At 66.5% G+C, this 11,837-nt stretch carries 7 protein-coding genes; 2 read left to right on the forward strand and 5 right to left on the reverse strand.

What is annotated here, in order from left to right:
• The first annotated feature begins 172 nt into the window (after window positions 1–172).
• Window positions 173–2,002, forward strand: coding sequence for an aminopeptidase P family protein (locus XI02_RS31860; RefSeq protein WP_172649116.1), 1,830 nt, complete (start codon window positions 173–175; stop codon window positions 2,000–2,002).
• Between the two features lie 290 nt (window positions 2,003–2,292).
• Window positions 2,293–3,570, forward strand: a complete 1,278-nt coding sequence (locus tag XI02_RS31865) for a multidrug effflux MFS transporter (RefSeq protein WP_172647435.1) — start codon at window positions 2,293–2,295, stop codon at window positions 3,568–3,570.
• 147 nt (window positions 3,571–3,717) lie between these two features.
• Here XI02_RS31865 and ligA read toward each other — a convergent pair whose 3' ends face one another.
• From ligA to ftsZ, 5 genes are all read right to left on the reverse strand, one after another.
• The gene (gene ligA / locus XI02_RS31870; protein WP_172647434.1) at window positions 3,718–5,865 is read right to left on the reverse strand and encodes an NAD-dependent DNA ligase LigA; all 2,148 of its coding nucleotides are present in this window, start codon (window positions 5,863–5,865) and stop codon (window positions 3,718–3,720) included.
• A 7-nt stretch (window positions 5,866–5,872) separates the two neighbouring features.
• Window positions 5,873–7,543 (reverse strand): DNA repair protein RecN, encoded by a 1,671-nt coding sequence (gene recN, locus XI02_RS31875; protein WP_069277990.1) that lies wholly within the window; start codon window positions 7,541–7,543, stop codon window positions 5,873–5,875.
• A gap of 13 nt (window positions 7,544–7,556) precedes the next feature.
• A complete protein-coding gene (locus tag XI02_RS31880) occupies window positions 7,557–8,465 on the reverse strand; it encodes an outer membrane protein assembly factor BamD (protein WP_026193135.1) in 909 nt (302 codons plus the stop codon).
• A 258-nt stretch (window positions 8,466–8,723) separates the two neighbouring features.
• A complete protein-coding gene (gene lpxC, locus XI02_RS31885; protein ID WP_069277992.1) occupies window positions 8,724–9,686 on the reverse strand; it encodes a UDP-3-O-acyl-N-acetylglucosamine deacetylase in 963 nt (320 codons plus the stop codon).
• Window positions 9,687–10,036: 350 nt separating this feature from the next.
• A complete protein-coding gene (gene ftsZ / locus XI02_RS31890; protein WP_172647433.1) occupies window positions 10,037–11,827 on the reverse strand; it encodes a cell division protein FtsZ in 1,791 nt (596 codons plus the stop codon).
• Window positions 11,828–11,837 lie beyond the last annotated feature (10 nt).

Here is an 11,837-nt window from a genome sequence, read left to right on the forward strand (position 1 = left end):
AGTTGAGACACTCCTGGACACTCCCCCATACGCTTGACCGTTGACGTGCAGTGGACATCGTCCGGTCAATTCCACTATGCCATATTCAAGCATAAGTTATGCCAAAAATATGGTCATGCTTGACCGCGCTCGCGCGACGGTCATGCTTCCATCCGAAGAGAGTGCGACGGCGATGTTCGAAGCCCATTTCCAGACGTTCGAAGAGCCCGAAGGCGGCGTGGCGCTGACCGCGCGCTTGAGCGCGTTGCGCGAGGAGCTGGCGCGGCGCAAGCTGACGGGATTCGTGGTTCCGCGCGCCGACCAGCAGCAGAATGAATATGTCGCAGCCTCCGAGGAGCGACTCGCTTGGCTGACCGGCTTCACCGGATCGGCCGGGCTCGCGATCGTGCTGAGCAAGGAAGCGGCCCTGTTCGTCGACGGCCGCTACACGCTGCAGGCCGGCAAGCAGGTCGACCGCAAGGCCTGGCAGGTCGAGCCGCTGGTCGAGCCGCCGCCGGAGCACTGGCTGACCCGGCATCTGGCGGCCGGCGACCGCCTGGGATTTGACCCCTGGCTGCACACTTCTGCGGCAGCCGAACGGCTGGCAGCGGCCTGCGCCAAGGCCGGCGCGGAACTGGTCGCCGTCGACGGCAATCCGGTCGATGCGATCTGGCACGAGCGGCCGGCACCGCCGCTCGGCCCGGTCACGATCCACGGCGCGCAGTTTTCCGGGGAGGTCGAAGCCGAGAAGCTCAAGCGCATCCGGCTCGAGATCAACAGGCTCGGCGTCGACGCGCTGGTGCTGTCCGACAGCCACGCGGTGGCCTGGACCTTCAACATCCGCGGCGCCGACGTCTCGCATACGCCGCTGCCGCTGTCCTATGCGCTGGTGCCGAAGGAAGGCCGGCCGCTGGTGTTCATCGATCAGCGCAAGCTGTCCAACTCGACGCGCGACCATCTCGAGCAATCCGCCGATGTCGAGCAGCCGGCGGCGCTGGCGGCAAAACTCACCGAGCTCGCCAGGCGCGGCGCCTCGATCGCGCTCGACAGCGCGACCGCAGCCGACGCCTTGAGCCGCCTGATCGCCGGTGCCGGCGGCAAGCCCGTGCGCGGCAGCGATCCGGTCAGCCTCCTGAAGGCGGTCAAGAACATCACCGAGATCGAGGGCACGCGCACGGCGCATCAGCGCGACGCGGTGGCGCTGGTGCGTTTCCTCGCCTGGATCGACCGCGAGGCGCCCTCCGGCGGCCTCACCGAGATCGACACCGTCGAGGCGCTGGAGACGTTCCGCCGCCAGACCGGGGCGCTGAAGGACGTCTCGTTCCCGACCATCGCCGGCACCGGGCCGAACGGCGCCATCGTGCACTACCGCGTGACGCGCAAGAGCAACCGCCGCATCGAGCCCGGCGACCTCCTGCTGGTCGATTCCGGCGCGCAATACGAGGACGGCACCACCGACGTCACCCGCACCATCGCGATCGGCAAGCCGACCGACGAGATGCGCGACCGCTTCACCCGCGTGCTGCGCGGCCATATCGCGATCGCCCGCGCGATCTTCCCCGACGGCACCACCGGTGCGCAGCTCGACACGCTGGCGCGGCAATATCTCTGGCAGGCCGGGATCGATTTCGAGCACGGCACCGGCCATGGCGTCGGCAGCTATCTCAGCGTCCATGAAGGGCCGGCCCGGATTTCCAAGCTCGGCACCACGCCGCTGAAGCGCGGCATGATCCTGTCCAACGAGCCCGGCTACTACAAGACCGACGCCTTCGGCATAAGGATCGAGAACCTCGAGCTCGTGATCGGCACCGACATTGCCGGCGCCGAGAAGCCGGTCAACGCCTTCGAGACGCTGACACTGGCGCCGATCGATCGCCGCCTGATCGAGGTCAGCATGCTGAGCCCGGACGAACTGGCCTGGCTCAACGACTACCACGCCCGCGTCGCGCAGGTGGTGCGCCCGCACCTCGACGACAACGCCACCAAGCTGTGGCTGGATGAGGCGACGGCGGCGCTGAAGTAGCGGCGCCGAGTTTACCGTCATCCTCTCCTCGCACTCGCTGTCATCCCCCGCGAAAGCGGGGGATCCAGTACGCCGCAGCCTATCAATTCAAATACGCCTGCCTCTGGAATACTGGGTCCCCCGCTTTCGCGGAGGACGACAGCGGAATTCGGCTGACGACAGTGTGTTTATTGCGCGAGACGAAACATCGTCGCTGCGTCTCCTGAAATCGCATGGGCGTATGCCGAAACGCCCGTATTCCGCGCGGACGGGCACGCTACAGTCTTTCCACAATGCTGGATCGGACCTGAATGCACGGCGTGATGGGCAAGCCGCCCGGCGCGGCCAAGGACAACATCGCGACATCGAAGGTCATGCTGCTGATGCTCGTCGTGATGACGGGCGTGGCGCCGATCTCGCTCTACATGCTGGTGCCGGCGCTACCGGTGCTGGCGACCACCTTCGGCCGCGACATCTCCATCGCGCAGATGACGGTGTCGCTCTACATGGTCGGCATCGCGCTTTCACAGCTGATCATGGGGCCGCTGTCCGACAGGTTCGGCCGCCGGCCGGTGCTGCTCGCAGGGCTCGGCCTGATGGTCGTGGCCGGCGTCGGCTCGGTGTTCGCCGAGACCCTGCCGCAACTGATCGCGGCGCGCTTCTTCCAGGCGCTCGGCGGCGCCAGCGGCATGGTGATCAGCCGTGCCATCATCCGCGACCTCTATCCGCGCGAGCGGGTCGGCGCCATGATCAGCCTCGTCGTCGCCGCTCTGATGATCGCGCAGATGGTGAGCCCGCTGACCGGCGGCCTGCTGGAGACCACATTCGGCTGGCGCGCGATCCTCTATCTCATCACCGCGGCGTCGCTGAGCACCACGATCTTCATCGCGCTGGCGCTGCCGGAAACCCGCCGTGACCGCGCCGACAGCTCCAGCTTCCGCGGCGACCTCGGCAAGCTGATGACGAGCCGCGCCTTCGTCGGCTACCTGTTGTGTCAGGTGCTGGCGTCGCAGATCATCTTCGCCTTCGCCGGCGGCGGCCCCTACATCGTGGTGACCCAGATGGGCCGGACCAGTGCCGAATATGGCGCGTGGTTCGCGATGACGGGGTTCGGCTACTTCGTCGGCAATCTCTTGTGCGTGCGCTTCGCGCCGCGGCACTCGCTGGAGAAACTGATCTGGTTCGGCCTCGCGCTGCAGGTCGGCGGCAGCCTGTTGAACCTGGTCTGGAGTTTTGCCGGAGTAAACCAGGCGCCGCTCTGGCTGTTCGGCACCCAGATGATCGTGATGATCGCCAACGCCTTCGTGATGGCCAATTCCGCCGCCGGCGCCATCAGCATTCGTCCCGAAGCCGCCGGCACCGCCTCGGGTGCCATGGGCTTCCTGCAGCAGGGCATCGGCTCACTGATCTCGCAGTTCGGCGCCTATCTCGGCGGCCACTCCACCACGACGCTGCCGCTGACCGCGGCGATCTTCGCGATCTCGATCGCCTGCGCCTGCACCATGATCTTCGTCGTGCCGCGGCGGCAGGTGGTGGTGAGCGAGGAGCTGATCGCGCAGGCCGAGGAGGATGAGCGCGGGATGATGTGAGGCGCGGCGCTGGCGCCACACCTCAACTCATCATCCCCGAGCATGCGGGGATCCAGCACGCCGCGGCCCATCCGCTCAACAATGACTGTCTCTGGAATACTGGGTCCCCCGCTTTCGCGGAGGACGACAGTGGAGAACGCGGCGCGCCTACTCCCCGATCAGCTTCAGCCACTCGTCCTCGGTCAGCACCTGGACGCCGTGCTTCTGCGCTTCGGCAAGCTTCGAGCCGGCGCCCGGCCCCGCGACGACATAGTCGGTCTTCTTCGACACCGAGCCGGCCGCCTTGGCGCCCAGCCGCTCGGCCGTCGCCTTGGCCTCGTCGCGCGTCATCTTTTCCAGCGATCCGGTGAACACCACGATCTTGCCGGCCACCGCCGAATTGCTCTTCGGCTTCTCGGCGTCGATGATCTCGTCGAGCTCTCCGGTCAGCCGCTCGACGATGCCGCGATTGTGGCTCTCGCCGAAATAGTCCGCGATGCTCTTGATCACGGTGTCGCCGATCTGGTCGAGCGCATCCATCTCCGCCATCGCTTCCTCGTCGCCCTTGGCGACCTTGAGGCAGGCATCGTGGAACGCGTCCCACGAGCCATAGCCGCGCGCCAGCGCCAGCGCGGTGGTCTCGCCGACATGGCGCATGCCGAGCGCGTAGATGAAGCGCTCCAGGCCAATCCTGCGCCGGCTGTCGATCGCGGCGAACAGATTGCGCACCGAGGTCTCGCCGTAGCCTTCGATGTCCTCCAGCTTCAGCTTCGCGTTGCGCTTTTGCAGCGTGAAGATATCGGCCGGCTCCTTGACCCATCCCTCGTCGAAGAAATATTGCAACTGCTTCACGCCGAGACCGTCGATGTCGAAGGCGCGGCGCGATACGAACAGAATGAGGTGCTCGACCTTCTGGAACGGACAGGCGAACTCGCCGGTGCAGCGGGCGCGCGAGCCCTCCTCGCCGGCCGCGGTCTCCTCGCGCACCACGTCGGTGTGCAGCGGGCACGGGCATTTCTTCGGGAAGTGGAATTCCTTCGCGCTCTTCGGCCGCTTGTCGATCACGACGTCGACGACCTGCGGGATCACGTCGCCGGCGCGCTGGATCACCACGGTGTCGCCGATCCTGATGTCGCGCCCCTCGCGCAGCACCTCGCCCTTGTTGCCGATGCCCTTGATGTAGTCCTCGTTGTGCAGCGTGACGTTCTGCACGATCACGCCGCCGACACCGACCGGCTCGAGCTTGCCGACCGGCGTGAATGAGCCGGTGCGCCCGACCTGGATCTCGATGTCGCGCAGCACCGTCATGGCGCGCTCGGCCGGGAATTTGTGCGCGATCGCCCAGCGCGGCGTGCGCGACACGAAGCCGAGCCGCTCCTGCCAGTCGATGCGATCGACCTTGTAGACGACGCCGTCGATGTCGTAGTCGAGCTCGGCGCGCTGCTCCTCGATCTTGCGATGGAACGCGATCAGCTCCTCGACCGAGTGGCACAGCTTGGTCAATGGATTGGTCTTGAAACCACACCGCTCGAACCAGTGGATCATGCCGGTCTGGGTATCCGCGGGCATGGCGCTCATCTCGCCCCAGGCATAGGCGAAGAAGCCGAGCGGCCGCGAAGCGGTGATGGTGGGATCCTTCTGCCGCAGCGAGCCGGCCGCCGAATTGCGCGGATTGGCGAAGATGGTGTCGCCGGCCGCCTTCTGCCGCTCGTTGAGCGCGAGGAACGCCTTCTTGGTCATGTAGACCTCGCCGCGCACCTCGCAGATGTCGGGCACGTTGCGGCCCTTCAGCTTCTGCGGCACGTCCTCGAGCGTGCGGATGTTGGCGGTGACGTCCTCGCCCTCGGCGCCGTCGCCGCGGGTTGCCGCAGTGACGAGCTCGCCGCCCTCGTAGCGCAGCGACATCGAGAGCCCATCGATCTTCGGCTCGGCCGAGAAATCGATCTTGTCATCCGGCAGCTTGAGGAAGCGCGTGATGCGTCCAACGAAATCGACCACGTCGGCTTCCGCAAACGCGTTGTCGAGCGACAGCATCGGCAGCGAATGCCGGACCTTCCTGAAGCGCCCCGACGGCGCGGCGCCGACCTTCTGCGACGGCGATTCCGCGGTGACGAATTCAGGGAAGCGCTTCTCGATCGCATTGTAACGCTGCCGCAGCGCGTCGTATTCGGCATCGGTGACGCTGGGCGCGTCGTCCTGATAGTAGCGCTTGTCGTGGCCCTCGAGCTCGAGCGCAAGCCGGGTCAGCTCGACCCTCGCCTGGGCCTTGGTGAGCTTGTCGACGTCGACCAGCGCTTTCTTGGCTTTGGTGGCCATCGGCGAACTAACTCGCCGCCCGGAGCAGGCGTTCCGCCGCCGCCCTCGCCTCCGCGGTGATCTCGGCGCCGGCCAGCATGCGCGCGATCTCTTCGCGGCGGTGGTCGGCGGCGAGCGCGTTGACGCGGGTGGCGACCCGCTTGCCCTTGTCGAGCGCGTCCTTGGAGATCAGGAGATGCTGGCTGGCGCGGGCCGCGACCTGCGGCGCGTGCGTCACCGCCATCACCTGCACCTTGCCGGCAAGGCGCGCCAGCCGCGAGCCGATCGCATCGGCCACCGCGCCGCCGACGCCGGTGTCGATTTCGTCGAACACCAAAGTCGGCGCCGAGCCGCGATCGGCCAGCACGACCTTCAGCGCCAGCAGGAAGCGCGACAGCTCGCCGCCGGAGGCGACCTTCATCATCGGCCCCGGCTTGGTGCCCGGATTGGTCTGCACCCAGAACTCGACACGGTCGATGCCCTGCGGTCCCGGCGCGGCCGCGTTGCTCTCGACCTGGGTCATGAACTTCGCGCGCTCGAGCTTGAGCGGCGCAAGCTCGGCGTTGACGGCCTTGTTGAGCTTCTCGGCGGCCTTGGTGCGCGCCGCCGACAGTTTGGCGGCAGCCGCCGCATAGCGCTTGTCGGCTTCAGCAGCGGTCGCTTCCAGCTTCTTCAACTGGTCGGCGCCGGCATCGATCAGCGCGACGTCGCCGGCGTATTGCGCCGCCAGCGCGGCCAGCAGATCGACCGGCGTCGAATATTTACGCGAGGCGGCGCGCAGCGCGAACAGCCGCTCCTCGATGCGCTCCAGCTCGGCCGGATCGAAATCGGTCGCCGCCAGCGCGGCGTTGAGATGCTGGTCGGCCTCTTCCAGCGCGTTGATCGCAATATCGATCGCCTTGACCGCTGGCTCGATCAGCGCAGGCGCATTGGCCGCGCGCCGCTCCAGCCGCCGGACCGCGGCCGACAGCGACGCCACCGGCGAATGCGAGCCGCCGATCGCCTCCTGCGCCTCGCGCAGATCGGTTGCGATCTTCTCGCCCTGCATCATGGTGGTGCGGCGACCCGCGAGCTCGGTCTCCTCGCCTTCCTTCGGCGCCAGCGTCTTCAATTCCTGCGAGGCATGGCGCAGATAGTCCGCCTCGCGCGCGGCGCGCTCCATGCCGGCGCGATGCTCGTCGAGATCAGCATTGGCGGTCCGCCTGACATCCCACAGCGCTTCCAGCGCCGCGACGTCCTTCTCGTGTCCGGCGAAGGCGTCGAGCAGCTGGCGATGGGTGGAGGCGTCGACCAGCGCGCGCTCGTCATGCTGGCCGTGGATCTCGACCAGCGCGGCACCGACCGCCTTCAGGGTCTGCACGCTGATCGCCTGATCGTTGATGAAGGCGCGGGTGCGGCCGTCGGCGAGCTGCACGCGGCGCAGGATCATCTCACCGGTGTCGTCGAGGCCGTTCTCGGCCAGGATCCCGGCCGCCGGATGCCCCTTCGGGACATCGAACATGGCGGTGACCTGCCCCTGTTCGGCGCCGTGGCGCACCAGTCCGGCATCGCCGCGGCCGCCGAGCGCCAGCGCAAAGGCATCGAGCAGGATGGATTTGCCTGCGCCGGTTTCGCCGGTCAGCACCGCGAGGCCACGGGAAAATTCGATATCGAGCCGTTCGATCAGGACGATGTCACGGATCGACAGACGCGCCAGCATGCGAGGACAATTCCTAGCCGAGACCTATCTTCTTGAAGGTCCTGCTGATCCAGGAACCCTGATTCTCGCTCGGCTCGAGACCGCCGGACTTTACTAGATTATATGCGTCCTTGTACCAGCGGCTGTCTGGAAAATTGTGGCCGAGCACCGCGGCTGCGGTCTGCGCCTCGCCGGCGATGCCGATCGCCATGTAGGCCTCGGTGAGGCGGAAGAGCGCCTCCTCGACGTGACGCGTAGTCTGGTACTGCGTGACCACGGTCTTGAAGCGGTTGATCGCGGCGGTGAAGTCGCGCTTACCCATGTAGTAGCGCCCGACCGCCATTTCCTTGCCGGCGAGCTGGTCGCGCGCAGCCTGGATCTTGGACTTGGCCTGGGTGGCGTATTCCGAGGTCGGATATTTGCGGACCACCTCTTCGAGCGCCGCGATCGCCTTCTCGGTGCGGCTCTGGTCGCGCGAGATGTCCGGGATCTGGTCGAAATGCGATGCCGCGATCAGGTACTGGGCGTAGGACGCGTCCGGGCTGCCGGGATGCAGCGTGACGTAGCGGGTGGCGGAGCCGATGCAGCTGTCGTAGTCGCCCGCCTGGTAGAACGAATAGGCCGACATCAAGAGCGACTTGCGCGCCCAGTCGGAATAGGGATGCTGACGGTCGACTTCCTCGAACTTCTTCGAGGCGGCCTTCAGGTCCTTCTTCTCGTTCATCATGTACAAGCCCTCATTGTAGAGCTTGTCCGCGGGCTCATCGACGAACGTGTCGTCCTTGGCCATGAACTTGTCCCACAGCGCGCCGGTGCCGCAGCCGCTGAGCGGCATGGCCAGCACAATCAGGCCCGCCGCAAAACGCAGCGTGCGCGCGGCCTTGGTCAGGCCGGAGACGTCAGAAGAATTGCGTGATTCGAGCGCCATACGCATTGCCGACATGAATTTTAGAACCTGACGCCTTTGATGCGGTTAACGGCGACCCCACTCCACCCATGAACCGCGGTCATGGATGCAATATTTCCAGTGCCTTGACTGCCGTTACTCGCAACCGCAGGCCTGCTTAGCCGAAAAATGACCGTGGACCAACCGAATACGGAGCCATTCCGCCGGGAATAAGGCGACCCGACGAAGCTCACAGCCTGCTGTGGTTATTACGGAAATTGGGCCCGACCGGCCAGGCGATCAGGACTTGGGCGATCAGGACACGTCCGGGCCATAGGCCGGGGCGACGAGGCCGCCCACGGTGCCTGCACCGGCTTCGAGATGGCCACGGAGCGGCCGCCGAGCGGTGTCCGATTCGACCACCCGCCAGGCGCTGCGGTCGGCGAGCAGCGCCTTCAGCACCGCGTTGTTGAGCTTGTGGCCGCCCCGTACCGAACGGTAGCTGCCGAGCAGCGGCAGGCCGGCCAGCGCCAGATCGCCGATCACGTCGAGCACCTTGTGGCGGGCGCATTCGTCGGCGTAGCGCAGGCCCTCGGCGTTGAGCAGACGGGCCTCGTCGAACACCACGGTGTTGTCGAAGGACGCGCCGAGCGCGAAGCCTGCACCCCACAGCCGCGCCACGTCGCTCATGCAGCCGAACGTGCGGGCCCGCGCGACCTCGCGGCGGAAACCTTCCGGCGACAGATCGAAGGAGAAGGTCTGGCGGCCAATCACCTGGTTGGTGAAATCGATCTCGACTTCGGTGCGGAACCCGCCGGCGAACGGACGCAGCTCGCCAACCGATTCGCCGATCTTGACCTGCACCGGCTTCAAAACCTGGATGAAGCGGCGGACGCCGGGCTGGGTCACAATGCCGGCCTGATCGATGGCCGCGACGAACGCTGCAGCGCTGCCGTCCATGATCGGAACTTCGGCGCCATCGACTTCGATGGTGGCGTTGTCGACGCCCATGCCGCGCAGCGCCGCGAGCACGTGCTCGGCGGTCGAAACCAGCGGCCCTTCGCGGTCACCCAGCACCGTCGCGAACTCGGTCGCGATCACCGCATCGGCGGTGGCCACGACTTCGCGGTCGGAACCGTCGAGACCGGTGCGGACAAAAATAAAACCCGCATCAACAGGTGCAGGTCCCATGGTGAGACTGACAGGAAGACCGGAATGAACGCCTACGCCAGTCACGGTGGCTTGCGACCGAAGCGTTGTTTGACGGCTGAACTTCATTCGATAATGCCCACTACCCGACTTCACTCAATTCAAGTGGCCAAATTTCCCCAAGGCCGACTCGCTTGAGCTCCCCAAGTCACGGCAGACCATAGTGATTGCCCTAAACTGCGCCAACTCACGCTTGTTTACCGATTGTTACCCCACCTCTGCCGCATTCGCGCCCAAGGTTAACCAAATTGCGGCAGCGAAAACGGCCCTCGGCAAGCCGCCATCTGATCACCGAAAGAATAATTAATCATTTAAAATCAGTTGCTTGTTTGTCCGGCGCAATCGCCCGCGCGCGCCAAGGGAAAGGCCCCGGCGGTTCCCCGCCGAGGCCTTCTTCGTCGCCAATGTTGTAACAAACTTCAGTTTGCCTGCCGGCGCAGGAAGGCCGGGATATCAAGATGGTCGTCGCCCTGTGGCGTTGGGGCAACAGGTGCCTGGCGGCCATGAGCGTCCAACCCCTGCGGCGCAGGGCGCTTTGCATATTCGGATACCGGCGATTCGTTCGCCGAGATCTGCTGCGCGACGCTGCGGGCCGGCTTGCGCTCGGGCAGCGGCGGCATCGTCGGCATGGCCGGACCGGAGGCACGGGCCGCGATCGGCGGCTCGGTCTCTTCGTCGCGGCGGCCGAGGCCGACATTGGCCAGCCGCTGCAGCAGCGACAGGCGGGTCTTCTGCGGGTGCTCCGGTTCGCCCTCACCGCTGGCCTGGCGGATTTCGGCCTGCGCCGGCATCGGCAGATCCTCGAACTTCGGCATCCGCGGAGCACGGACCGGCGACCGTTCCGCCGCCTGCGGGATGAAGGTCTCGGGCGGCATCGGCTCATGCTGCTCGGCCCGGGCGGCCTCGTGGTCCGGGAACAGCGAGGGCTTCTGGGCAATCGGCCGTACGGTGACGTCACCGTAGGAGGCCGGCTGCATCGGCGCCTGGGCAGAAGGCGAGCCGTCGGGAGCAACTGCGGCGGCGATCGCCGCGAGCGCGGCGCGCTCGACGGCCGGACGCTGCTGCGGAGCGGCGGGAGCTGCAATCGGGGCGACCGTCACGCCGGTCGCCGGTTCCAGCTTCTGGGCACGCTCGGCCATGCGCTGATTGTCGGCACGCAGGCGGGCGGTCAGATCGGCCAGCCGGCTCTCCGGCGAACCGCCCGACTGCTGCGCGGCCGGAGCCTGGGCGCGGGAGGCGATGGCGGCCTGCTCGATACCGGTTGCGACCACGGAGACGCGAATGACGCCGTCGAGCGATTCGTCGAAGGTGGCGCCGACGATGATGTTGGCGTCGGCGTCGACCTCTTCGCGGATGCGGGTGGCGGCTTCGTCGACCTCGAACAGGGTCAGGTCCTTGCCGCCCGTGATCGAGATCAGGAGGCCGCGGGCGCCCTTCATCGAGCTGTCGTCGATCAGCGGGTTGGCGATCGCGGCTTCCGCGGCGGTCAGCGCGCGCTTCTCGCCGGTGGCTTCGCCGGTGCCCATCATCGCCTTGCCCATTTCACGCATCACGGCGCGGACGTCGGCGAAGTCGAGGTTGATCAGGCCTTCCTTGACCATCAGGTCGGTGATGCAGGCGACGCCCGAGTACAGCACCTGGTCGGCCATCGCGAAGGCGTCGGCGAAGGTGGTCTTCTCGTTGGCGACCCGGAACAGGTTCTGGTTCGGGATGATCAGCAGCGTGTCGACCACCTTGTGCAGCTCGGCGATGCCGTGCTCGGCGGTGCGCATGCGGCGCTGACCTTCGAAGTGGAACGGCTTGGTCACCACGCCGACGGTGAGGATTCCCATCTCGCGAGCGGCCTTCGCGATCACGGGTGCAGCACCGGTGCCGGTGCCGCCGCCCATGCCGGCGGTGACGAACACCATGTTGGCGCCGGTGAGGTGATCGCGCAGCTCGTCCATCACCTCCTGCGCGGCCGCAGCGCCGACGTCGGGCTGCGAACCGGCGCCGAGGCCCTGGGTGACCTGGGTGCCCATCTGCACGATGCGCTGCGCCTTCGACATGGTCAGCGCCTGCGCGTCGGTGTTGGCGACGACGAAGTCGACGCCCTGCAACCCGGCGGTGATCATGTTGTTGACGGCATTACCACCCGCGCCGCCGACGCCGAAGACGGTGATCCGCGGTTTCAGCTCGCTGATGTCAGGGGGTGTCAGATTGAGTGCCATGGTTGCCTCT

Origin of the sequence: Bradyrhizobium sp. CCBAU 21365 (assembly GCF_015291305.1) — a bacterium.
GTDB classification, from domain to species: Bacteria; Pseudomonadota; Alphaproteobacteria; order Rhizobiales; family Xanthobacteraceae; genus Bradyrhizobium; species Bradyrhizobium elkanii.

Coding starts and splice junctions, on each gene's coding strand:
- XI02_RS31860 (WP_172649116.1), top strand. CDS start 173: ATGTTCGAAGCCCATTTCCAGACGTTCGAAGAGCCCGAAGGCGGCGTG.
- XI02_RS31865 (WP_172647435.1), top strand. CDS start 2,293: ATGCACGGCGTGATGGGCAAGCCGCCCGGCGCGGCCAAGGACAACATC.
- ligA (WP_172647434.1), bottom strand. CDS start 5,865: ATGGCCACCAAAGCCAAGAAAGCGCTGGTCGACGTCGACAAGCTCACC.
- recN (WP_069277990.1), bottom strand. CDS start 7,543: ATGCTGGCGCGTCTGTCGATCCGTGACATCGTCCTGATCGAACGGCTC.
- XI02_RS31880 (WP_026193135.1), bottom strand. CDS start 8,465: ATGTCGGCAATGCGTATGGCGCTCGAATCACGCAATTCTTCTGACGTC.
- lpxC (WP_069277992.1), bottom strand. CDS start 9,686: ATGAAGTTCAGCCGTCAAACAACGCTTCGGTCGCAAGCCACCGTGACT.
- ftsZ (WP_172647433.1), bottom strand. CDS start 11,827: ATGGCACTCAATCTGACACCCCCTGACATCAGCGAGCTGAAACCGCGG.